At 36.1% G+C, this 23002-nt stretch carries 24 protein-coding genes; 22 read left to right on the top strand and 2 right to left on the bottom strand.

Annotation, left to right across the window (positions count from 1 at the left end):
- Positions 1-16: 16 nt before the first annotated feature.
- From SBH76_RS08165 to ftsH, 22 genes are all read left to right on the top strand, one after another.
- Entirely contained in the window at positions 17-1375 is a 1359-nt protein-coding gene (locus SBH76_RS08165; RefSeq protein ID WP_317977446.1) for an ABC transporter substrate-binding protein, read from the top strand.
- 95 nt (positions 1376-1470) lie between these two features.
- Positions 1471-2361, top strand: a complete 891-nt coding sequence (locus SBH76_RS08170) for a carbohydrate ABC transporter permease (RefSeq protein WP_317977447.1) — start codon at positions 1471-1473, stop codon at positions 2359-2361.
- Between the two features lies 1 nt (position 2362).
- Positions 2363-3193, top strand: a complete 831-nt coding sequence (locus SBH76_RS08175; RefSeq protein ID WP_317977448.1) for a carbohydrate ABC transporter permease — start codon at positions 2363-2365, stop codon at positions 3191-3193.
- Positions 3194-3195: 2 nt separating this feature from the next.
- Positions 3196-5535 carry a transglutaminase-like domain-containing protein gene (locus tag SBH76_RS08180; RefSeq protein WP_317977449.1) on the top strand — a complete coding sequence of 780 codons (2340 nt, stop codon included), beginning with the start codon at positions 3196-3198 and terminating at the stop codon, positions 5533-5535.
- Complete coding sequence (locus SBH76_RS08185) at positions 5535-6845, top strand: alpha-L-fucosidase (RefSeq protein ID WP_317977450.1); 1311 nt, start codon at positions 5535-5537, stop codon at positions 6843-6845. The genes SBH76_RS08180 and SBH76_RS08185 overlap by 1 nt, the downstream gene beginning before the upstream one ends.
- Before the next feature lie 9 nt (positions 6846-6854).
- A complete protein-coding gene (locus SBH76_RS08190; protein ID WP_034215692.1) occupies positions 6855-7532 on the top strand; it encodes a copper homeostasis protein CutC in 678 nt (225 codons plus the stop codon).
- Between the two features lie 129 nt (positions 7533-7661).
- Positions 7662-8540 (top strand): YicC/YloC family endoribonuclease, encoded by an 879-nt coding sequence (locus SBH76_RS08195; protein ID WP_007591747.1) that lies wholly within the window; start codon positions 7662-7664, stop codon positions 8538-8540.
- 7 nt (positions 8541-8547) lie between these two features.
- A complete protein-coding gene (gene gmk, locus SBH76_RS08200; protein WP_317977451.1) occupies positions 8548-9180 on the top strand; it encodes a guanylate kinase in 633 nt (210 codons plus the stop codon).
- Positions 9181-9426 (top strand): DNA-directed RNA polymerase subunit omega, encoded by a 246-nt coding sequence (rpoZ, locus tag SBH76_RS08205; protein WP_007591751.1) that lies wholly within the window; start codon positions 9181-9183, stop codon positions 9424-9426.
- Between the two features lie 72 nt (positions 9427-9498).
- Entirely contained in the window at positions 9499-10821 is a 1323-nt protein-coding gene (rimO, locus tag SBH76_RS08210; RefSeq protein WP_317977452.1) for a 30S ribosomal protein S12 methylthiotransferase RimO, read from the top strand.
- On the top strand, positions 10818-11357 hold the full coding sequence (gene pgsA, locus SBH76_RS08215) for a CDP-diacylglycerol--glycerol-3-phosphate 3-phosphatidyltransferase (protein WP_317977453.1): 540 nt from the start codon (positions 10818-10820) through the stop codon (positions 11355-11357). Before rimO ends, pgsA begins: the two co-directional genes overlap by 4 nt.
- 23 nt (positions 11358-11380) lie before the next feature.
- Positions 11381-12109: a nicotinamide-nucleotide amidohydrolase family protein gene (locus SBH76_RS08220; protein ID WP_315052256.1), complete on the top strand. Its 729-nt coding sequence runs from the start codon at positions 11381-11383 to the stop codon at positions 12107-12109.
- Between the two features lie 34 nt (positions 12110-12143).
- Entirely contained in the window at positions 12144-12455 is a 312-nt protein-coding gene (locus tag SBH76_RS08225; RefSeq protein ID WP_315052259.1) for a hypothetical protein, read from the top strand.
- Positions 12452-13336, top strand: a complete 885-nt coding sequence (locus SBH76_RS08230; RefSeq protein ID WP_317977454.1) for a hypothetical protein — start codon at positions 12452-12454, stop codon at positions 13334-13336. Before SBH76_RS08225 ends, SBH76_RS08230 begins: the two co-directional genes overlap by 4 nt.
- A 37-nt stretch (positions 13337-13373) precedes the next feature.
- Positions 13374-13715, top strand: coding sequence for an arsenate reductase family protein (locus SBH76_RS08235; RefSeq protein ID WP_317977455.1), 342 nt, complete (start codon positions 13374-13376; stop codon positions 13713-13715).
- Positions 13706-14344, top strand: coding sequence for a cyclodeaminase/cyclohydrolase family protein (locus SBH76_RS08240; RefSeq protein ID WP_317977460.1), 639 nt, complete (start codon positions 13706-13708; stop codon positions 14342-14344). Before SBH76_RS08235 ends, SBH76_RS08240 begins: the two co-directional genes overlap by 10 nt.
- Positions 14341-15180, top strand: a complete 840-nt coding sequence (locus SBH76_RS08245; protein WP_317977456.1) for a bifunctional 5,10-methylenetetrahydrofolate dehydrogenase/5,10-methenyltetrahydrofolate cyclohydrolase — start codon at positions 14341-14343, stop codon at positions 15178-15180. The genes SBH76_RS08240 and SBH76_RS08245 overlap by 4 nt, the downstream gene beginning before the upstream one ends.
- 85 nt (positions 15181-15265) lie before the next feature.
- Positions 15266-15853, top strand: a complete 588-nt coding sequence (locus SBH76_RS08250; RefSeq protein WP_317977457.1) for a helix-hairpin-helix domain-containing protein — start codon at positions 15266-15268, stop codon at positions 15851-15853.
- A gap of 9 nt (positions 15854-15862) precedes the next feature.
- Positions 15863-16558 (top strand): response regulator transcription factor, encoded by a 696-nt coding sequence (locus tag SBH76_RS08255; protein WP_007591776.1) that lies wholly within the window; start codon positions 15863-15865, stop codon positions 16556-16558.
- A gap of 3 nt (positions 16559-16561) precedes the next feature.
- A complete protein-coding gene (rlmH, locus tag SBH76_RS08260) occupies positions 16562-17038 on the top strand; it encodes a 23S rRNA (pseudouridine(1915)-N(3))-methyltransferase RlmH (RefSeq protein WP_290648390.1) in 477 nt (158 codons plus the stop codon).
- Positions 17039-17133: 95 nt separating this feature from the next.
- The gene (locus SBH76_RS08265) at positions 17134-19428 is read left to right on the top strand and encodes a hydratase (protein ID WP_317977458.1); all 2295 of its coding nucleotides are present in this window, start codon (positions 17134-17136) and stop codon (positions 19426-19428) included.
- Positions 19429-19439: 11 nt separating this feature from the next.
- Positions 19440-21314: an ATP-dependent zinc metalloprotease FtsH gene (ftsH, locus tag SBH76_RS08270; RefSeq protein WP_007591779.1), complete on the top strand. Its 1875-nt coding sequence runs from the start codon at positions 19440-19442 to the stop codon at positions 21312-21314.
- A 49-nt stretch (positions 21315-21363) separates the two neighbouring features.
- Here ftsH and SBH76_RS08275 read toward each other — a convergent pair whose 3' ends face one another.
- Together SBH76_RS08275 and pyrB are read right to left on the bottom strand one after the other, a co-directional pair.
- Positions 21364-21798 carry an aspartate carbamoyltransferase regulatory subunit gene (locus tag SBH76_RS08275; RefSeq protein WP_034215672.1) on the bottom strand — a complete coding sequence of 145 codons (435 nt, stop codon included), beginning with the start codon at positions 21796-21798 and terminating at the stop codon, positions 21364-21366.
- Positions 21798-22712: an aspartate carbamoyltransferase gene (pyrB, locus tag SBH76_RS08280; protein ID WP_009662583.1), complete on the bottom strand. Its 915-nt coding sequence runs from the start codon at positions 22710-22712 to the stop codon at positions 21798-21800. The genes SBH76_RS08275 and pyrB overlap by 1 nt, the downstream gene beginning before the upstream one ends.
- Positions 22713-23002 lie beyond the last annotated feature (290 nt).

Consider the following 23002-nt stretch of genomic DNA (forward strand, 5'->3'; position numbering starts at 1 on the left):
TTTTAAGGAGGAGTTTATGAAGTTAAAGAAAATTGCGATGCTGGGTATGACATTGGCACTTTCAATCGGAGCACTTGCAGCTTGCGGTTCGGGAAAAAACGGAGGCGGTGAGTCACAAAAGGCGGCCGATTCCGCAAACAGTTCGGGTGATTCAAGTGAAAAGGTTAAGATAAGACTGCTTACCCGTATGGCAGGAACTTCAGATATTGTAAAAATTTACAACGGTATTATAGATGAATTCAAGGCAAAGCATCCTGAAGTTGAGATAATTGACGATTCACAGGGTGATGAGAGCGCATTCAACAATATCTTATCAACAGATATGGCTTCAGGTAAAATGGCTAATATCTACCGTGTACAGGGTGTTGCAAACCTTCAAAAGTATATTGATAACGGATTCTTACTTGACGTCACACCATACCTTGAGGCGGATCCTGAGTGGGGTAAGAGCTTTGCACCGGGAGCATTGTCATACTACAGTGTTCCGGGTAAAGAGGGAACTTATGCAATTCCTATGGAATCGGGTCTTATAGGTGTTTATTATCACGAGGATATATTAAAAGAGGCCGGAGTTGAGAAATTCCCTGAGACATGGGATGAGCTTTTAGCAGCTATAGATAAGTTGAATGCAAACGGTGTTACACCTATAGCTTTAGGTGAGAGCTCAAACTACATGGGCGGACATTTACATGATCAGATTTTCTATAAGTGGCTTGGAACAGAGGCTGCAAAGGAACTTGGAAACAGAAGCAAGAAGTGGACAGACCCTGATGTTGTACAGACACTTCAGTATATCAAGGATTTAATTGATGCTAAGGCATTTGATCCTAATGCTGTAGGTATGCAGGATGATGTGGCGATGACAGCTTTCCAAAACGGTGAGGCTGCAATGGTTGTTACAGGACCTTGGATGATCGGCAGATTTACAGATCCTGAGAAGACACCTGTAAATGAAGATATCAAACTTGCAAAATTCCCTTATTTTAAAGAGAAGCCGGAATACAAGAACTATGATATGCAGGTAATCAGCCCATATATGATAAACGGAAAGCTTGAAGGAAAAGAGTTGGAGCTTACAATTGAACTTGTAAAGATGCTTACAAGCAAAGAAGCGGCAAAGAAATACGCGGAAGAAGCACAGTTTATTATGCCTATAGAGGGCGTTGATATTGACGAGAGCAAGGTAACACCTTTATTTGTGGAAAGCATGAAGCTTGGTGCTACAAGTGAGGGTATCGGAGTTGATGTATTTGACTTTGATGAACTTACATCTATGCAGGACAGAACAAGAAACTCAATTATGAGCTTGTTTACAGGATCAAGTGCAGAGGAAGCAGCTGTCGAGATTCAGGCTGAAATAGATAATGCAAAATAAGAATAGCTTAGAGCCGAAATATAGACTAAGCTTTTAGAGGTATTAGAGCTGTTTGATTTAGCAAACAGCTCTATTTTAAATATTAAGGAGACAAAATGATAAAGTTAAGAACCACCAAAGCAAAATTCACGATTTTTCTATTTATCTTGCCGGCATTACTCCTATATACAATATTTCAGCTGATACCTATAGCCGGAGGAATATACTTCTCCTTTGTAGAGTGGGACGGACTGGCAGGTACCAAGCTGACATTTGTAGGTTTTGATAATTATATAAGCGCATTTCACAATAAGCAGTTTATACTTTCACTTTCAAATATGGCGAGAATGGTTGTATTCAGTGTGCTTTTACACACGCCCTTAGCGCTTCTTTTGGCTGTGGCCGTAAATGCAAAGCTTAAAGGATACAGATTGTTTAAAACAATATTTTTTGTACCGACAGTTTTTCCTATGACTGCAATAGGTCTTATGTGGTACTTTGTTTTCATGCCTACAGGTGCACTGAATACTTTACTTACAAATATCGGATTAAAGCAATTTGCCATTCCTTGGCTTGTAAATAAAGCAACTGCAATGAATACAATAGTAGGTGTAAATGTCTGGGCCGGAATAGGTTATTATATGGTAATAATCTTGGCAGGACTTACAGTAATTCCGAAAGACTTATATGAGGCGGCATCTATTGACGGTGCCAATCCTGTACAGATGTTTTTTAATGTTACAATTCCGATGTTAAAGCCTACTTTGATTATGTGTATAGTTATGGATATCATAGGAAGTGTGAAGGTATTCGATCTTGTGTATGCAATGACAAGCGGAGGTCCGAACGGACTTACAAACCTGCCGACAACTCTCATGATAAGTGAGGCGTTTAAATACAGCCATTATGGTGTAGGTTCAGCTATAGGTATAATTATTATGCTTATATGTCTTATAGGAACCGTTGGAAGTAATACATTATTAAACAGAGGAAGGAGAGTGGACTGATATGAAAAAATCAAATATAAGTATGAAGGTAATAGCATATACTTTCCTGATAATTATGGCAATAATATTTGTAATGCCCATGTTATTTACTATTATTTCTTCTTTGAAAACAAAGTTGGATATATTTTCAGATCCTTTTGCACTGCCTAAAAATCCGCAGTGGAGCAATTATGTTATAGCATGGAAAGATGCAAACATGAGTGCTTACTTTATAAACTCTGTTATACAATCAGGCTCAACCGTTATTTTAACAAGTTTGATTTCCACAATGGCTGCATATGCTCTGGCAAGATTTGATTTTAAACTTAATAAGGTTTTGGTATTGGTATTTATGCTTGGAATGATGGTACCGATGCATACTATCTTGGTTCCCGTATCTTATATTATAGGACTCTTTAATTTAAAGAATAATATTTTTGCTCTGGTACTGGTATATGTTGCATTTAATCTTCCTTTCAGTATTATGGTAATGATAACCTTTATGAAGGGAGTTAACCGTTCTTTAGAAGAGGCTGCGATTATAGACGGGGCAAATTATTTCCAGATTTATTCTAAGATAATGATACCTCTTACATTGCCTGCAATATCCACTATTTCCATATTCAACTTTATGGGCGCATGGAATAATATACTTTTCCCGCTTCTCTTTATCAACGATAAGAGACTTCGCCCGATTTCACTCGGACTTTTAAATTTCAACGGTGAAAGAGGATCTGAATACGGTCTTATGATGGCAGGTATAGTTATAACTGTTGCTGTACCACTGGTAATTTATCTTTTATTCCAGGAAAAAGTTGAGAGCGGACTTGCAGCAGGTGCTGTAAAGGAGTAAATATGTGTGAATATTTTATTGAGATGGAAGACAGACTTAAAAATCATCCTTTTGCAGATTCGATAAAGAACTTTATTTTAAGTTTTGAAGATGAAGAACTTAAAAAATATTTGTCATTTTTATATTTACATATGCCGTATGCGGATATAGCAAATGTAGATAAGGAAGTGATTTTAGACTATGCAAAGTCAGGTGTGTACCTAAGAAATACAAGATGTAAAGATCTGGATGAAGATATATTTTTAAACTATGTTTTATTCCATAGGATAGGTAGTGAAAAAATAGTTGCAAACAGGACTTTTTTCTATGATCTTATAAAGGATATGCTTGGAGAATCTGAGACGGAAAATGTTTTGAAACTCAACTATTTTTGTGGCAAAAATGTTACCTACAGAACTACGGATATAAGGACCTTGGATCCGATAACAATATATAAGTCCTCTTTTGGAAGATGCGGTGAAGAATCAATTTTTGCAGTATCTGTATTCAGAGCGGCAGGTATACCGGCAAGACAGATTTATGTACCGCTTTGGGCCCATTGTGATGACAATCATGCATGGGTAGAGGTGTATGTGGATAATGACTGGCATTATCTTGGAGCATGTGAACCTGAAGAAATACTTGATAAAGGCTGGTTTGATGATGCTTCAGCCAGATCAATGATAGTAAAAAACATATTGTATGGAAATATAAAAAAAGAGGAAAAGGACTATCTTGGATGTAATGCCGGACTTTATGAGATAAATCAAACAAAAAGATATGCTGATACAAAGCATATAAAGATATATTTATATGCCGGTGACAAAATTCTTTCAAACTTTGATTTTAATATCTGTCTTATGAATTATTCGATGTTTTCGCCTATAATAAAGGCAAAAACAGATGTATATGGAGAGTATGAGACAGATATAGGAATAGGAGATGTTTTCCTAAGCATGTATATCGATAAGAACTATATAATACCTTTAAACCTTAAGGATAAAAATACTTTTTATATTGATATATATGATTTTGAGCCTGAGTACAATAAATATAAAGAAATCTTTATTAATGTTCCACAGGCAAGTACAAGAAACAGAAAGAAATCTCCAAAAAAGAGAGAAAGCGAGTACAAAATAAAGGAATTTCCAAATGATACTGTAAGAAAAACGGCTGTATCTGAAGGAATGGAAAAACTTTGGGATATACTCTCGGAGAAGGATAAGAGAGATATAAGTATAGAAGTGCTTAGGGACTGCTTTGATTCAAAGAATATATATAATGTAAATGGAGAAATATATTTAAACTATATTCAAAATCCAAGAGTTTACTTTGAACACCTTACCCCATGCAGACATTTTTTCAGAGATAAATTTACAGATATAGAATCTTTACTGAAGTTTGTTAAAGGAATAAGTCTTACAAGAGAAAAGCCGATTACCGGAGCAATAGGAGTATATAAAACAAGGATTTCAAATGCGCTTTCTGTAAAGATTTTTGCTGTTAATGTACTGAGAAGTATGGGAATAGCTTCTAAACTTGTAAATGCTGATGTATATATATATGAAAATGAAGAATTCAGATTGCTGTCTGAACTTTCCAAGATACTTGATACTTTAAAGTATATAGACAGTTGCTGTATCAGGGAAGAGGTTACAAATACAGAAATATCTCATTTACATATTGAGGGAGATCTTAGCGGATTTGGAGAATCATTTTCAATCTCAAAATATGACAGTTTTGAAAATAATCTTATTTCTCTTGATAAGAGCAGTATTAAAGAACATATGGAATTGCCTGCCGGAGAGTATGTTTTGGCAACTCAAAACAGATTGCCGAACGGAAACATATGTGCAAAATATAATATATTGAATCTAAAACCTGCCGTTGAAAATAAGGTTAAATTGGAATATATGCAGGCTGATATAAATGATATGCTTTCTACCTTCATATTGCCAAGGGAACTGGAAGAAAGGTTAAATATTTCCGAAAACAGTGATGAGATAAGACTTATTATGTGGATGGAGGAAGAAGAGGAACCGTCACAACATATTGCAAATGATCTTTTGATAAAAGAAGATCTTTTAAAGAATATAAAGTTAGACCTTATTTTTACAAATGAATTTGAAAATAAAGACAGTGCAATAAATGAACTATTGAAAAAAAGCTTGTATAATAATATTCATACAAACTTTGGTGAGGATCTGCAGGAGGCATTCGGAAGAAGTACTTTTGTAAATCATGAGACTTTGCCGATAGTTGCTCTTTGTAAGGGCAATAGGGCTGTATATGCTTTTAGCGGTTATCAGGTAGGAAGCGGAAATTTAATAGAAAAGATAAGCAATATTATAAAGGAGAAGTGATGAATAAACTTATTGAAGAGAGAACAAAAAGAACCGAGTGGTATAGGGATGCCAGATTCGGCATGTTTATACACTGGGGACTTTATGCAATACCTGCAAGAGGCGAATGGGTGCGTTCCAGAGAGAGGATAAAAAAAGAGGACTATGATTATCTGATGGATGAGTTTTCATGTGAGAATTATGATCCCAAGGAATGGGCAAGACTTGCAAAAAAGGCCGGTATGAAATATGCTGTGCTGACAGCTAAGCATCATGACGGATTCTGTCTTTATGACAGTAAGGTGAGTGATTTTAATTCTATGAATGCAGCATGTCACAGAGATTTGGTAAGAGAGTTTTTGGATGCATTCAGAGCGGAGGGTATAAAGGTAGGTCTTTATTTTTCACTTCTTGACTGGAGACATGAGGACTATCCACACTATGGTGATATGCACCACCCAATGAGAGATAATGAAGAGTGGAAGGGATATAATCATAATTTTGACAATTATCTTGATTTCATGCATGCTCAGATAAAAGAACTTGTAACAGGATACGGAAAGCTTGATCTGATGTGGTTTGACTTTTCCTACGGTCCTATGAACTGTGATAAGTGGAAGGCAAAGGAACTTATGGAGATGGTAAGAGAGTACCAGCCTGATATTATCACAGATAACAGACTTGAGGGCAGTGCTGAATATGCAGGTACAATAAAAACCTTAAACCCGAGTACTTATGCAGGTGATTTTGCATCACCGGAGCAAATGATACCGCCTGAGGGAATTGTGGATGAAGCAGGTAACTCAATTCCTTGGGAGGCATGTATCACAATGAATAATAACTGGGGATATCATGCTCATGATAAGCATTTTAAATCGGACAAGCTTATAATCAGAATGCTTGTGGAATGTGTAAGCAAGAACGGAAATCTTATTTTAAATGTAGGACCTAAGGCAAATGGTGAAATACCGAAAGAATCTGTGGAAATTCTTGAAAAAGTCGGAGAATGGATGAAGGAAAACTCAAAGAGTATTTACGGATGCGGAATTTCGGAATATAATAAACCTGAGTGGGGTAGATTTACTCAAAACGGAAAGTTTTTATATGCACATGTTTTTGAGGAACAGGCAGGTGCTATAGCTTTATGCGATATGGTCGGTAAAATAAAGAAGATGCGTCTTTTAAGAGATGGAAGTGAAATATTGCAAAGTAATTACTGGAATTTAAAAGAATTTGCAAAGGATGCTTTCTTCTTCTTTGATACATCTGCAAGTGATTGTTATCCACTTCCGGATGATAGAGATTCTGTGGTGGAGATAGAATTGAAATAGGGAGAGAATATGATTTTAGAGGCTTGTATTGAAAATATTACTTATTTGAAGGAAGTGGTAAATGCCGGTGCAAAAAGAATTGAGCTTTGTGACAATTTGGCTGTAGGAGGGACTACGGTAAGTGTCGGAGTAAGAGATTATGCCAAGTATTTTTGTGATTCAAATAATGTAGAGCTTGCAGTCATGATAAGAGCCAGAGGCGGAAACTTTGTATACAACAATATAGAAAAGGCCGTTATGTACAATGATTTAAAAGAAATGGCAAAACAGGGTATAAAAAGAGCCGTAATAGGTGCTTTGAAAGAGGACGGAGAACTTGACAAGGAATTTATAAAAGAACTTGTGGGTGCACCTAAGTTTTTCAGAAAAGATATGGATTTTACATTTCACATGGCATTTGATCAGATAGGTGTCGGATTAAAGCCTGAGGAAGCCCTTGAAAAAAGACTGGAAGCAATAAAGACATTATCAAAACTTGGAATAGATACCATCCTTACACATGGTTATCATGAAAATAATGATATATTTGACAATATAGATACTCTAAAGGCATATATTGAATGTGGAAATGAATGCCATGTGGATATAATGCCCGGCGGTGGTGTAAGCTTTAAAAATCTGGATAAATTAATAAAGAAGCTCCCTAATATAGTTGCGGCGCATGGAACTAAGATAGTGGAGATATAATGTGATGAAAAACAGCAATAATTTTAAGTTGCTGTTTTTCTTAAATTATTCTCAAGGCTTTATTGACTTGTAAAAGAGAAATAAGTATAATCAAGTGTATATGTCATAAACCTGAATGGAGATAAAACATTGATAAAGAGTATGACAGGCTTTGGAAGAGCCGAAGAAATAACAGGTGATTATAAATTATCTATAGAGATTAAGTCAGTAAACCACAGATATCTGGATTTAAACATAAAAATGCCCAGGAGATTTTTCCCATTTGAAGCCGAGATAAGAAATATTGTAAAAAAATATGTTTCAAGGGGTAAAGTGGACCTTTTTATCAATTATCTGGATTTCAAGGACAAAGCAAACGGAGTATATCTGAATAAAAACATTGTAAAAAAATATTTGGATATAGGTTTGGAACTTTGTAAAGAGTATAAAATAGTTGATGATTTGAAGGTTTCACATCTTTTAAATCTTCCTGATGTAATAAGTATTGACGAGCCTAAGCTTGATGAAGAAGAGATAAAGGCGATTTTATTTAAAGTACTGGAATATGCTTGTAAATCTTTTTACGATACCAGAGAAGCGGAAGGGAAGAAGCTGTTTGAAGATATAAGTTTAAAGCTTGAGCTTTTATCATCTACAACGGAAGATATAAAGGAAAGATATCCTGCAGTTTTGGATGAATATAAAAATAAGCTGTATTTAAAAGTGAATGAACTTTTAAACGGATCCGGTATAGAAGAAAACAGAATTGCTACAGAGGTAACACTCTTTGCAGACAAGATATGTGTGGATGAAGAGGTTGTAAGACTTATAAGCCACATAAAAGCTATGTCTGATGAAATGAAACTGGATGTGGGAATAGGAAGAAAGCTGGATTTCCTTGCTCAGGAAATGAACAGAGAAGCAAATACAATTCTTTCAAAATCAACTGATTTAAATATAGCAAATTATGCTATAATATTAAAAACTGAAATAGAAAAAATAAGGGAACAAATTCAAAACATAGAATAGAGGAATTATGGCTGACGGAATTTTGGTTGTTGTATCAGGTTTTTCAGGCTCGGGTAAAGGTACTTTGATGAAAAAGCTGCTGTCAGAATATGATGATTATGCATTGTCTGTCTCTGCTACAACAAGAGCTCCAAGAACAGGAGAGGTAGAAGGAAGAGAATATTTTTTTAAAAGCAAAGAAGATTTTGAAAAACTTATAGAAAATGATGAGTTGATAGAGTACGCATCATTTTGTAATAATTACTACGGTACACCAAGAGATTATGTGCTGGAGCAAAGAAAGAGTGGAAAGAATGTTATTCTGGAAATAGAAGTACAGGGTGCCCTAAAGGTAAAGGAAAAGTATCCTGATGCAATGCTTATCTTTGTAACACCGCCGGATGCTCATACACTTAGAGACAGGCTTGTAGGCAGGGGAACCGAGTGTGAGAAGGATATAAAAGCGAGACTGCGTCAGGCGACGAAAGAAGCTGATTGCATGAGCAAGTACGATTACGTTGTTGTAAATGATGATTTGGAAAGGGCTGTAAAAGAGCTCAATCAGATCATTTCACACCGTGGAGAAATAAAGTCGAATAATACAGATTTTATTGAGAAGATAAAAGAAGATTTAAACAGGATTTTTATGGAGGAAGAATAAATGTTACACCCATCATATAGCGAACTTATTAATGTTGCAAATGCGGATGTAGATCCGGGTGAGGCACCTGTAGTACAGAGCAGATATTCAATTGTAATTGCAAGTGCAAAGAGAGCAAGACAGATTATTGACGGTGAAATACCTGAGGTAAAGGCTGACGGAAAGAAACCTCTTTCTATTGCGGTTGAAGAGCTGTTTGAGCAGAAGGTCAGAATAACAAATGATGATCCTAATAACGAAGCTTAAGAATCATTTTGATTTGCCATCATTTTCATGATGGCTTTTTATTAATATTAGGATTTATATTGAAAGGTTTATATGAAAATGTCTATGGTGTCACTTGGATGTGACAAAAATACAGTGGATTCAGAGATGATGCTGGGTCTGATGAATGAAAAAGGATTTGAATACACGGATATTGATGAAGAAGCGGAGATAATGATTATTAATACATGCGGCTTTATACAGTCCGCAAAAGAAGAAAGTATTAATGCCATTTTGGAAGCGGCAAGATTAAAAGAAGAAGGTGCTCTTAAGGCGTTGATAGTTACAGGCTGTCTGGCTCAAAGATATAAGGATGAGATTATAAAAGAAATCCCTGAGGTAGATGCTCTTCTTGGAACATCAAGTTTTGATAAGATTGTTGAAACTGTGGAGGATGTACTTGGTGGAGAGATAAAAAATGAATTCCTTGACCTTGACAGACTGCCTTCCATTTCAAATAAGAGAAAAAATTCCACAGGCGGATACTATGCATATTTAAAGATTGCCGAAGGCTGCAATAAAAACTGTACATACTGTATTATTCCTTCGTTACGTGGCAATTACAGAAGCTATCCGATAGATGATTTAATTGCTCAGGCGAAGGATTTGGCGGCACAGGGAATAAAAGAGCTTATCTTGGTAGCTCAGGAGACTACACTTTACGGTGTAGACCTTTACGGTGAGAAGAGTTTACCTAAGCTTTTAAAGGAACTTGCAAAGGTGGACGGCATAGAGTGGATAAGAATACTTTATTGTTATCCGGAGGAAATCACAGATGAGCTTATAGAAGTTATTGCAAATGAAGATAAGGTTTGCAAATATTTGGATATCCCGATACAGCATGCTTCAGACAATATACTCAGAAGAATGGCCAGAAGAACTTCACATGACGATCTTATAAATATTATAGGTAAGCTTAGAAAGAATATACCGGGTATTACACTTAGAACGACAATAATCTCAGGATTTCCCGGTGAGACTGAAGAAGATCTTGAGACTGTAATTGATTTTATAAAGAAGATGAAGTTTGAAAGACTCGGTGTTTTCACATACAGTGAAGAAGAAGGCACGGTTGCGGCAGGCTTTGATAATCAAATTTCGGAAGAAGAAAAAGAGGCCAGAAGAGATCGAATAATGAGAGTGCAGCAGGAAATCTCCGAAAAGAATCTTGAAAAAATGGTAGGAAAGACATTTAAGGTACTTATAGAGGGCAGACTTCCTGAGGAAAATGTATACATCGGAAGAACATATATGGATGTTCCGGGTGTGGACGGATATGTTTTTGTAAATACGGATAGAGACTTTATGACCGGAGATTTTTGTGATGTAATCATAACAGGTTCATCCGAGTATGATTTGATAGGAGATGCACTATGAATTTGCCGAATAAATTGACGGTTTTGAGAGTACTGCTTATACCTTTTTTTGTGGCAAGCCTTTTATTTAAAGGTGGAGAAGATTATAAGTTCAGAATAATTGCGCTTATTATATTCGCTGTTGCGGCGCTTACAGATACTTTGGACGGTATAATTGCCAGAAAATATAATCTGATTACAGATTTCGGAAAGTTCATGGACCCGCTTGCGGATAAGGTTTTGGTATGCTCAGGACTTATATGTTTTGTGGAGCTTAGACAGTTAAGCTCCGTTATTGTGCTTATTGTCATAGCAAGAGAGTTTATTATAAGCGGTATAAGACTTGTTGCTTCCGACAACGGCGTGGTTATTGCGGCGGCTATGTCCGGAAAATTAAAAACAGTTGTACAGATGGTTACCGTTATTTTACTTATATTGAATCTACCTAAGCTTAGCTTGGTAACAAATATTTTTATTATCTTGATGCTTTTCCTTACAATATTTTCTCTTTGTGAGTATATTATCAAGAATAAGAATGTTATAATGAGCAGTAAGTAATATGCATTTATAAAGGAGTGGAAATGGATACTGTTACCAGAAATAAAACGATAAAACTTATTGGAATAAATGAGGCGGAGATAAGAACTTCTATTTCAGACTTGATTGATAATGAAGATGTTAAAATTGAAATAAAGCCTTTTGATGCTAAAACTTATATTATTCTCTCAGCCGATGCGGATACCGAAGAGGCTGCAAAAGATTTGATAAAGCCTGTTTCAAAGGAAATAAAAAGAAGATTCGGTAAATATATTTATTCAACGAAGGAAAAAATAACTCTTGAAATGAGTGTGGTAAATCTTCTTGAAAAGAACGAACTTACAATTTCTACAGCCGAGTCATGTACAGGCGGACTTTTAGCGGGAAGACTTATAAATGTACCGGGAGTTTCTGACGTATATAAAGAGGGATTTATTACATATACAAATAAGGCAAAGAGAAAGACTCTCGGTGTAAATAAATCAACTCTGAAAAAATACGGAGCGGTAAGTGAGCAGACGGCAAAAGAGATGGCTGTAGGTGCGGCCCTTGCGGCGGATACAGATATAAGTATCTCTGTAACGGGTATTGCAGGTCCTGACGGAGGAACAAATGAAAAGCCTGTAGGACTTGTATATGTGGGAGTTTGTATAAAGGATATTGTACATGTAGAAGAGTTCAGATTTTCAGGTGACAGAGCCAATGTCAGAGAGCAAACAGTTATTTGTGCACTGGGATTACTGAGAAAGTGTATTTTGGAACATTTCTCTTAAGAAAGGGACAGATATTTAGGTATCAAGGTAGATTATGGTATTTTCAAAAAAGATATATCTTTCACCGGATATAAAACAAGACTATAGAAAATATATGAGAATGCTGAAATTTAATAAACCGAGTTTTTTACTGCATCTTGTTGTATTTCTTGAAGGTGAAGAGAAGCTTTCACTTGTACATAATTCCATATTTTTGAATAATTACAGAAAGACTGATGCTCTCATAGTGGGTCTTGCTCTTGGTAAAAAATCGGGAATTGAGCTTATCTCAAATATAGTTGAAGATACCTATAGAAAAAGAAAAGATTTTGAGTATTACAGCTTTTTTAAGATGGAGGAAGTATGATCGGTGTACTGCTTGCGGCATTGAAAATTATAGGTATTGTCATACTTGCAATCATTGCTTTGGCATTACTGATTATACTGATGGTACTTTTTATTCCTGTAAGATACAGAGGTAAGATATATTTTAAGGAAGTACCTGATATAGCACTAAGTGTGACATGGTTCTTTAAATTTTTATCTCTTAATATTACATATAAAGACGGTCTTGATATTATAGGTAAGGTGGGCTGGCTTTTTAAAGTATATTCAAATCGTGATGATGAAGAAGAGACGGATTCCATTGAAGGAATAGAAAATTACGAGTCGGAAGTTGAAGAAAACCCGGATACAGTTAATGAAAATAAAAAATTAGATATTACTGTAGAGAATAATAAGAAAGCCGGTGTAATTTCCGGAAAACAAGAAAATTCAGAAGCCGATAATAAAATAAAAGAGCTGGATAAACAAGAAAAGAAACAATCAAAAAAGAAGAAAAACAAACCTGAGAAAAAGAAAAGCTCAGCTAAGAAAGAAAGTAAACTTGATAAGCTTATAAATAAGGCAAAGGATATTCATTACTTACTTACAGAAGAGGAAAACAAGAAAACTCTTTTACTGATGCTTGAAAAGACCAAAAATCTTTTGGTACATATATTGCCGAAAAGAATAGTGGGATTTTTTAAATTCGGTTTTGATGATCCGTCTACAACAGGGCAGGTGCTTGAGGCGGTTGCGATATTCTATCCGCTTTACAAAGATGATTTTAAGATTGTACCTATGTTTTATGATGAGATCATAGAGGTGGATATATCTTTTAAAGGAAGACTTAGAGTTTTCTATGCTCTTTATATAGGATTGATTTTATGGTTAAACAAGAAGAAAATAAAAACAAGGCCCAAATAAGGGCCTTTATTTTAAAAAGGCATGTTTTGGAGAAAATATGAATATACAGATATTTGGGACTAATAAGTCATCAGACACAAAGAAGGCTGTCAGATTTTTCAAGGAAAGAAATATTAAGTTTCAGCTTGTGGATATGAAGGAAAAGGGCTTATCAAAGGGTGAGTTTACTTCAGTAATGCAGGCGGTAGGCGGATTTGAAAATATGCTTGATGAAAAATGCAAGGACAGAGAAACTCTTACTTTGATAAAATATCTTTCTGAGGAAGATAAGATACCTAAGATTTTAGAAAATCAGCAGGTTCTAAAACTTCCGATAGTAAGAAACGGTAAGGAAGCAACTATAGGTTATGCACCTGAAGTATGGAAAGGATGGTCATAGTGAATACAGCCGGATACAATATAGATGAATATATAAAGGAACTTGGCTCTAAGGCTCCTGTACCGGGAGGTGGAGGTGCAAGTGCCGTTGCAGGTGCACTGTCGGCGGCTCTTTCAAGTATGGTCTGTAATCTTACAGTAGGTAAGAAGAGCTATATATCAGTGGAAGATGATATAAAAAAAATATTGGAAGATATGAATAAGCATATGGAGAGCTTTATAAAGCTTTCAGATAAGGATGCCGAAGTTTTCTATCCGCTTTCACAGGCATACGGCTTTAAACCTCAAAATGATGAGGAAAAGAAAATGCATGAAGAAAATATGGAAAAACTTCTTTTTGATGCGGCCATGGTTCCGCTTGATATTATGAAAGAGGCTTACAGTATGCTTGTTGCTGTTGATTTTCTTGCAAAGAAGGGCTCAAAGCTTGCCGTATCTGATGCAGGCGTAGCTGTAAGTATGCTTAGAAGTGCGGTATGCGGTGCTATGATGAATGTAGTGATAAATGTAAAGTATATGAAGAACAGAGAGAAAGCTCAAGATCTTATGGATGAAGCAAGTGAAATACTTGAAAACACTATGAATAAGGCGGATATCATATACAGGGAAGTTCTGGAGGTGCTTTTGTGATTTTATTATATGGAGCAGATACGGCTGAGAAAATAAAAGATGAAATTTCAGGAATGCTTTCAGAGCTTAAGGGATATATTCCTACTCTCGGAATAGTCAGAATAGGCTCAAATCCTGCAGATATTTCATATGAAAAAGGCGCTGTAAAAAAAATGGAGTCTCTTTCATTAAAAACAAAAGTTTTTGAATTTGATGAAAATATTTCATCGGATGATTTTATAGATGAGTTTAAGAAGATAAATGAAGATGATGAAATTGACGGAATTTTGCTTTTCAGACCTTTGCCAAAGCATATAGACGAGAAGAAGGTTATAGAGGTACTGGATGAGAGAAAAGATTTGGACGGTATTTCATATAAAAATATAGCAAAGGTTTTTGCGGGAGATGAAAGCGGTTTTGCTCCTTGTACCGCAAGGGCGGTAATAAAAATCCTTGAAAGCAATAATATAGAGCTTGAGGGGAAAAATGTAGTGGTACTTGGAAGAAGTATGGTAATCGGTAAGCCGGTAGCCATGCTTGCAATTCAAAAAAATGCCACGGTAACACTTTGTCATTCAAAAACGGCTGATTTAAAGAAGATGTGTAAAAATGCAGACATTTTAATAGTAGCAATCGGCAGAGCTAAGATGATAAATGACGATTATATAGGTGAAGATGCTGTTGTAATCGATGTAGGTATAAACTTCTTTGAAGGAAAACTTTGCGGAGATGTAGACCTTGAAAATGTAAAAAATGCAGCTATGGCAACACCTGTTCCAAAGGGTGTAGGGGCTGTGACCACATCCGTATTGGCAGAACATCTTGTAATTGCAGCTTTAAAAAAGAGACTGTATTAAATACTTAATATTTTAGATACTTGTTTTTAACATTTTATTTGCTAGAATATAATTATACTTACAAGGCTTTCTTAAGGAGAAAGCTATGAAAAAGATTTTTTTAATAATGTTTTTAACGATTTTATTAACATCTTGTAAAGAAGATTCAGGTATAGAGTTTGGAAAAAATACTGAAACTGAGGTCGAGGAAGTTATTTCAGAGAGTGTAACCAAAGAGAGTATATCCGAAGCCGTAACTGCAGAAGAATATATTGATGTTTTTATTTCGGGCTGTGTAAATAAACCTGATGTATACACTCTAAAAAAAGGCTCTATAATAAAAGAAGCTGTTGAGATGGCCGGAGGCTTCAGTGAAAATGCATGCAGGGATTATGTAAACTTGGCAAAAAAGCTTGAACCGGGTGAACATATAATAATCCCGAGTCAGGATGAGGCTAAAGATCTAAAGCCGATTCAGATTGAAGATGCCATAAACAGCAGTTCACTTGTAAATATCAATAAAGCTTCTAAGGAAGAACTGATGACTTTACCCGGTATCGGTGAGAGAAAAGCTGAAGCTATAATAAAATACAGAAACTCTAAATCTTTTTCAAATATTGAAGATATAATGAATATATCGGGAATAAAAGAAGCGGCATTTAATAAGATTAAAGATAAGATTTGTATAAATTAGGAGTAAATAATGAATAAAGCACTTGTTGTAGATGATGAAAAATTAATAGTCAAAGGAATAAAGTTCAGCCTGGAGCAGGACGGTTATGAGGTGGATGTAGCCTATGACGGAAGTGAAGCTTTAAAGATGGCTAAAGAAAAAGAATATGATATAGTGCTTTTGGATGTGATGTTACCTGAAATGGACGGCATGGAAGTTTGTCAGGCTATCAGAGAGTTTTCCGAGATGCCGATTATCATGTTGACTGCCAAGGGAACAGATATGGATAAGATTCTCGGGCTTGAATACGGAGCAGATGATTATATTACAAAACCTTTTAATATACTTGAGGTTAAGGCAAGGATAAAGGCGATTATAAGAAGAAATTCAAAGAAGGCTAAGGCTGCACAAAAAAACGAGAGAATTATCGAAGTTTCAGATCTTAAGCTTGATCTTGACAGCAGAAGAGTATTTGAAAAGGATAAGGAGCTTAATCTTACGGCAAAGGAATTTGATATTCTTGAGCTTCTCACACAAAATCCTGATAAAGTATATTCCAGAGAGAAGCTTTTAAATATTGTTTGGGGAAATAAGTTACATGAAGCAGGTGATGTAAGAACTGTTGATGTACATGTGAGAAGGCTTAGAGAAAAGATTGAACCGAACCCAAGTGAGCCGAAGTATATTCATACCAAATGGGGTGTCGGATATTACTTTAAGGAATAGTTTATGAATATAAATATTGTGGTTGTCGGAAGTATTAAAGAAAAGTTTTTCAAAGACGCTATAGATGAATATTCAAAAAGACTTTCAAGATATGCAAAGTTAAACATAATAGAATTAAAGGATGAGAAAACTCCTGCAAATGCAAGTTTACTTGAAGAAGAAAAAATCAAGGAAGTTGAAGCCGAAAGGATTTTATCAAAGCTTTCAAACAGCTATGTTGTTGCGCTTGCAATAGACGGTAAGAAATATTCTTCAGAAGATTTTTCTAAGAGAATGGAAAAATATGATATTCTATCAAAAGGAAATCTGGCATTTGTAATCGGAGGCTCTTTAGGACTTCATAAAACCGTGCTTGACAGAGCTGATGAAAGCTTGAGTTTTTCAGAGATGACTTTTCCGCATCAGCTGATGAGAGTTATTTTACTGGAACAAATATATAGAGCATACAGGATCAGAAATAATGAACCGTATCATAAATGAGGGCAGAGCCCTCATTTTGGTTTTTCCAATAAAATCATCAGCCTTGAAAATAATTTTTTGATAGTATATACTATTCTGGAAAACTAGGAGGAAATATGGTTAATTTGTACAATGGTGGAGCTTACCTTATTAACGGTAAGACACTTATAGAAGAGAATGATTTAGATAAATTAAAAGCTGTTACAGTCAAAGATATAGATAAGGAAGAAGCCAGAAAGGGAAGTATAGCTTACAATATACTTGAAAAACACAATACTTCAGGAAATATGGATAAGCTCAGACTGAAGTTTGATGCCATGGCTTCACATGATATTACTTTTGTTGGAATAATACAGACTGCAAAGGCAAGCGGTATGGAAAAATTTCCTATACCCTATGTTTTGACAAATTGTCACAACTCACTTTGTGCAGTTGGCGGAACTATAAATGAGGACGACCATATGTTCGGTCTTTCCGCCGCAAAAAAATATGGCGGTATATATGTACCACCTCATATTGCGGTAATACATCAGTATATGAGAGAGGCATTTGCAGGTTGTGGAAAGATGATACTCGGTTCCGATTCACATACCAGATACGGAGCACTTGGAACAATGGCTATAGGTGAAGGCGGTGGTGAGCTTGTAAAACAGCTTTTACAGGATACTTATGATGTAAACAGACCTGAAATTATTGCAATCTATCTTGAGGGAGCACCGAAGGCCGGTGTCGGACCGCAGGATATCGCACTTGCAATAATAGGTAAGGTATTTAAAAACGGATATGTAAAGAATAAGATAATGGAGTTTGTAGGACCCGGAATAGCATCTATGACCACAGATTATAGAAACGGTGTAGATGTTATGACTACAGAGACTACATGCCTTTCATCTGTTTGGGAGACTGATGAGGATACAAAGAAATTCCTTACAGTTCACGGAAGACCTGAGGATTATAAAGAATTAAAGCCTGCCGATATAACATATTATGACGGTGTTGTTCATGTGGACCTTTCTACAATCAAGCCGATGATTGCACTTCCATTCCACCCAAGTAATGTATATGAAATAGATTTCCTTAATGAGAATTTAGAAGATCTTCTTCATGAAGTTGAGCTTGAGGCAATAAAGATAGGTGGAGAAGCCGGAAAGGGTCTAAGACTTTTAGATAAAATAGAAAACGGAAAGCTTAGAGTATCACAGGGTATTATAGCAGGTTGTGCAGGCGGAACTTATTCAAATGTAATGGAGGCTGCACATATACTTAAAGGATACAGTACAGGATTTGATGAGTTTAACTTAAATGTATATCCTTCATCACAACCTGTATTTATAGAAACAACAAGAAACGGTGCTGTAGCGGATCTTATGGAAAGCGGTGCGGTAGTAAAGACTGCATTCTGCGGACCTTGCTTCGGTGCCGGAGATACTCCTTCAAATAACGGCCTTTCTATAAGACATACTACAAGAAACTTCCCTAACAGAGAAGGTTCAAAGCCGGGATCGGGTCAGATGTCCGCTGTAGCTCTTATGGATGCGAGATCTGTAGCCGCAACTGCAAGAAACAAGGGATTTTTAACACCTGCTACAGAGTTTGCAGATGATTATATTGTACCTGAGTATAATTATGATGACACAATATATAAAAACAGAGTATATCAGGGATTTGGAGAGGCAAGAGAGGACAGTGCTTTGGTTTACGGACCTAATATAAAGGACTGGCCTGAGATGACCGCTCTTACCGACAATATTCTTTTAAAGGTATGTTCAAAGATACTTGACGAGGTAACCACTACAGATGAGCTTATACCTTCAGGAGAGACATCTTCTTACAGATCAAATCCGCTTGGACTTGCAGAGTTTACACTTTCAAGAAGAGATCCTGAATATGTAGGCAGAAGCAAGGCGGTAGATGTTATCGAAAAGTCAAGAAGAAAAGGTGAGGACATCTTAAAAGATAATACGGAGTTATCAAATATATTTGAAAAGATAAAGAATATACCTGAATTTGCAGATATTGTCGCAAACGAAACCGAGATAGGCAGTATGATATATGCCAAGAAACCCGGTGACGGTTCTGCAAGAGAGCAGGCTGCGAGTTGCCAGAGAGTTATCGGCGGTCTTGCAAACATTGCCAAGGAGTATGCAACAAAGAGATATCGCTCAAATGTGATGAACTGGGGTATGCTGCCTTTCCTTTTAGATTCTGAGCCTGATTTCGAGGTTGGAGATTATATCTTCGTACCTAATATCAAGAAGCATCTAAGAGGTGATATGTCAAAAATTCCTGCCTATATTATAGGTGAAAATATAAAAGAAATAAGCTTAAGCATTGCAGAAATGACTGATGCGGAAAAATCCATAGTGGAGGCAGGTTCTCTTATAAATTATAATAAGAGTAAAATAAAATAGAAAGGAAGTGTATGGATAAAAAAAATAAAAATGAATCCAATGGGCTGAATAATAGGACGATTATTATACTTATTATTGCGGCTGCCATTGCATTCTTTGCAGTAAGCATACTTTCAAACAGGCTGAAAAAGGCCACAACGAAGGAAGTACCTTATACTGAGTTTATGCAAATGGTAAATGACGGAAAGGTGGAGTCGGTAAAGGTAATGGCAACTGCCATTGAAATAAAGGTAAAGCCTAATCTTTCAGACTACTCAACCATGACTGTGTATAAGACGGTCAGAATAGAAGACGATTCATTGGTTGACAGATTATATGCTGCCAATGTACCGGCAACTATGGAAAGGTTTGAGACTACATCTACGATACTGTCATTCCTAAGCTTTATTCTACCGTTTATTTTCTTCATACTTATGATGAATTTCCTCTTGAAGAAAATGGGTGGAGGCGGATTCATGGGAGTCGGCAAGAGCAATGCGAAAGTATATGTTCAAAAGGAAACCGGTATTACATTTAAGGATGTAGCAGGTGAAGATGAAGCAAAAGAGTCTTTGACTGAAATCGTTGACTTTTTGCATAATCCTGAGAAATATACAAAGATTGGTGCCAGACTTCCGAAGGGAGCTCTTTTGGTAGGACCTCCGGGAACAGGAAAAACACTTTTAGCAAAGGCTGTGGCCGGAGAAGCGGATGTACCGTTCTTTTCTCTGTCAGGTTCAGACTTTGTAGAGATGTTTGTAGGTGTTGGTGCTTCAAGAGTAAGAGATTTATTTAAACAGGCACAGGAGGCGGCTCCTGCTATCATATTTATAGACGAGATAGATGCTATAGGTAAGAGCAGAGATTCCAGAATGGGTGGAGGAAATGATGAGAGAGAACAAACTCTCAATCAGCTTCTTTCCGAAATGGACGGCTTTGATTCATCAAAAGGTCTTATAGTACTGGGTGCTACAAACAGACCTGAGATACTTGACCCTGCATTACTTCGTCCGGGTAGATTTGATAGAAGAGTGATTGTTGAAAGACCTGATCTTAAAGGAAGAGTTGACATCCTTAAGGTACATTCAAAAGATGTACTTATGGATGACAGCGTAGATCTTGAAGCAATAGGACTTGCTACATCAGGTGCTGTAGGTTCGGACCTTGCCAATATGATAAATGAAGCTGCTATTTTGGCCGTAAAAAAAGGTAGAAAAGCTGTAAAGCAAAAAGATCTTTTTGAAGCTGTTGAAGTGGTGCTTGTCGGTAAGGAGAAAAAGGACAGAGTTATGAATCAGGAAGAGAGAAGAATTGTATCCTACCATGAGGTGGGACATGCGCTTATCTCTGCACTGCAAAAAAACTCCGAGCCTGTACAAAAAATCACTATTGTACCGAGGACCATGGGTGCTTTGGGTTATGTAATGTATGTACCTGAAGAAGAGACATATCTTAAGTCAAAAAAAGAACTTGAGGATATGCTTGTAAGTACTCTTGGAGGTAGAGCGGCCGAGGAAATAGTATTTGATTCAGTAACAACAGGTGCATCAAATGATATTGAAAAGGCTACCTCTATTGCCAGAGCAATGGTTACACAGTACGGTATGAGTGAAAAGTTCGGATTGATGGGACTTGCAAGAGTTGAAAATCAATACCTGTCAGGACAGGCAATACTTGACTGTGGTGACAATACGGCTACCGAAGTTGACAAAGAAGTAATGAAAATACTTAAAAAGAGCTATGATGAAGCCCTTAGAATCCTTAGAGAAAATAAAGATGTAATGGACAAACTGGCAGAGTTCCTTATAGAAAAGGAAACTATTACCGGAAAAGAGTTCATGAAGATTCTAAGAGAAATAAAAGGATTACCTGAAAAGGTGGAAATAAAGAAAGCCATATTGGTATAAAAAGGCTGCCGGATTAAAATTTAATCCGGCAGTTTTGTAGTTTAAAATATTATTTTTTCTTATTTCTTTTCTCTTCACAATAGATGCAACGATATACCTCATTCTCCTTATCTGAAAGATAGAAGATATGTGGGAGCTCCTGTTCTATCGAAGTGATACATCTGGGGTTCTTACACTTGATAATATTTGTTATCTTCTCAGGTAATGAAACAGTCTTTTTCTCAACTATTGCATTATTCTTTATAACATTGATTGTGATATTGTGATCAATATATCCGATTACATCAAAATCTATCAAATCAAGTACATCACCTTCGATTTTGATAATATCTTTCTTACCCATTTTTTTAGATTTGGCATTCTTTATAATTGCAACAGGTATATCAAGCTTATCAAGTCCTAAGTGAAAATATATATCCAAGCTTTTTCCGGCTTCTATATGATCAAGTACCACACCTTCATTTAATCCACTGATATTTAACATTATTTTACCTCCAAAAGAGTGAGAATCAAAGCCATTCTTACATATACACCGAACTCAGCCTGCTTGAAATATGCGGCTCTAGGGTCATTATCAACCTCAACGCTTATTTCATTTACTCTTGGAAGAGGATGGAGTATATACATATCCTTTTTAGCATGCTTTAATTTCTGCTTATCCAAAATATATGTGTCCTTCAAACGAATATAATCTTCCTCGTTGAAGAAACGTTCCTTTTGAACTCTTGTCATATAAAGTATATCAAGCTCAGGCATAGCCTCGTCAAGACTTGTAACTTCACTAAACTCGATATTATTTGCCTTAAGTACATCATCTCTGATATAGTCGGGAACTTTAAGCTCTTCAGGGGAGATAAGAACAAATTTGATATTCGGATATCTGATAAGAGCGTTAATAAGTGAATGAACTGTTCTACCGAACTTCAGGTCGCCGCAAAGTCCGACTGTAAGGTCTGAGATATTTCCCTTCATTCTCTTTATTGTCAAAAGGTCTGTAAGAGTCTGTGTTGGATGCTGATGTCCACCGTCACCGGCATTAATTACCGGAATAGAAGAGAATTTGCTTGCAACAAGCGGTGCACCCTCTTTCGGATGACGCATTGCCGCTATATCTGCATATGAAGAAATTACTCTGATAGTATCTGCAACGCTTTCTCCCTTTGCTGCGGATGATGAGTCGGCAGAATGAAAGCCAAGTACGCTACCTCCCAAATTAAGCATCGCTGCTTCAAATGAGAGTCTGGTTCGTGTGCTTGGCTCATAAAATAATGTTGCTAATTTTTTTCCTTCACAAATTTTAGAATACTTTCCCCTGTTGTTTTCAATATCAATAGCAAGCTCTAAGAGTGCATTAGTTTCTTCAACAGAAAAGTCCAATGGGTTTAAAAGATGTCTCATACTTCTCCTTTATAAAAATCATTTTTCGTATTATAGTCCAAATTTTACACTTTTACAAGACCTAAAATGGAAAAAGAAATTAATTAACAGGGGACATAAAATAATTTTAAAATAATATTTAAAATTCGCTTGACATATAAAAATAAGTCTGTTATACGGGTCTTTGACAGTTTGTTCACCTAAATAATCATTAAAAAAGTCCTACAACCCGCATATAACCTACATTCTTCAGTTGAAATTTTTGTCAAAATATTCGTTTTATTATATAGTATTTTCTAGTATTTTATGTT

Source organism: Lachnoanaerobaculum sanguinis, from assembly GCF_033242365.1.
Lineage (GTDB): Bacteria > Bacillota > Clostridia > Lachnospirales > Lachnospiraceae > Lachnoanaerobaculum > Lachnoanaerobaculum sanguinis.

Excerpts from the sequence above, each read along its gene's own strand:
- SBH76_RS08165 (WP_317977446.1), top strand. The coding sequence starts at position 17 with ATGAAGTTAAAGAAAATTGCGATGCTGGGTATGACATTGGCACTTTCA.
- SBH76_RS08170 (WP_317977447.1), top strand. The coding sequence starts at position 1,471 with ATGATAAAGTTAAGAACCACCAAAGCAAAATTCACGATTTTTCTATTT.
- SBH76_RS08175 (WP_317977448.1), top strand. The coding sequence starts at position 2,363 with ATGAAAAAATCAAATATAAGTATGAAGGTAATAGCATATACTTTCCTG.
- SBH76_RS08180 (WP_317977449.1), top strand. The coding sequence starts at position 3,196 with ATGTGTGAATATTTTATTGAGATGGAAGACAGACTTAAAAATCATCCT.
- SBH76_RS08185 (WP_317977450.1), top strand. The coding sequence starts at position 5,535 with ATGAATAAACTTATTGAAGAGAGAACAAAAAGAACCGAGTGGTATAGG.
- SBH76_RS08190 (WP_034215692.1), top strand. The coding sequence starts at position 6,855 with ATGATTTTAGAGGCTTGTATTGAAAATATTACTTATTTGAAGGAAGTG.
- gmk (WP_317977451.1), top strand. The coding sequence starts at position 8,548 with ATGGCTGACGGAATTTTGGTTGTTGTATCAGGTTTTTCAGGCTCGGGT.
- rpoZ (WP_007591751.1), top strand. The coding sequence starts at position 9,181 with ATGTTACACCCATCATATAGCGAACTTATTAATGTTGCAAATGCGGAT.
- rimO (WP_317977452.1), top strand. The coding sequence starts at position 9,499 with ATGAAAATGTCTATGGTGTCACTTGGATGTGACAAAAATACAGTGGAT.
- pgsA (WP_317977453.1), top strand. The coding sequence starts at position 10,818 with ATGAATTTGCCGAATAAATTGACGGTTTTGAGAGTACTGCTTATACCT.
- SBH76_RS08220 (WP_315052256.1), top strand. The coding sequence starts at position 11,381 with ATGGATACTGTTACCAGAAATAAAACGATAAAACTTATTGGAATAAAT.
- SBH76_RS08225 (WP_315052259.1), top strand. The coding sequence starts at position 12,144 with ATGGTATTTTCAAAAAAGATATATCTTTCACCGGATATAAAACAAGAC.
- SBH76_RS08230 (WP_317977454.1), top strand. The coding sequence starts at position 12,452 with ATGATCGGTGTACTGCTTGCGGCATTGAAAATTATAGGTATTGTCATA.
- SBH76_RS08235 (WP_317977455.1), top strand. The coding sequence starts at position 13,374 with ATGAATATACAGATATTTGGGACTAATAAGTCATCAGACACAAAGAAG.
- SBH76_RS08240 (WP_317977460.1), top strand. The coding sequence starts at position 13,706 with ATGGTCATAGTGAATACAGCCGGATACAATATAGATGAATATATAAAG.
- SBH76_RS08250 (WP_317977457.1), top strand. The coding sequence starts at position 15,266 with ATGAAAAAGATTTTTTTAATAATGTTTTTAACGATTTTATTAACATCT.
- SBH76_RS08255 (WP_007591776.1), top strand. The coding sequence starts at position 15,863 with ATGAATAAAGCACTTGTTGTAGATGATGAAAAATTAATAGTCAAAGGA.
- rlmH (WP_290648390.1), top strand. The coding sequence starts at position 16,562 with ATGAATATAAATATTGTGGTTGTCGGAAGTATTAAAGAAAAGTTTTTC.
- SBH76_RS08265 (WP_317977458.1), top strand. The coding sequence starts at position 17,134 with ATGGTTAATTTGTACAATGGTGGAGCTTACCTTATTAACGGTAAGACA.
- ftsH (WP_007591779.1), top strand. The coding sequence starts at position 19,440 with ATGGATAAAAAAAATAAAAATGAATCCAATGGGCTGAATAATAGGACG.
- SBH76_RS08275 (WP_034215672.1), bottom strand. The coding sequence starts at position 21,798 with ATGTTAAATATCAGTGGATTAAATGAAGGTGTGGTACTTGATCATATA.
- pyrB (WP_009662583.1), bottom strand. The coding sequence starts at position 22,712 with ATGAGACATCTTTTAAACCCATTGGACTTTTCTGTTGAAGAAACTAAT.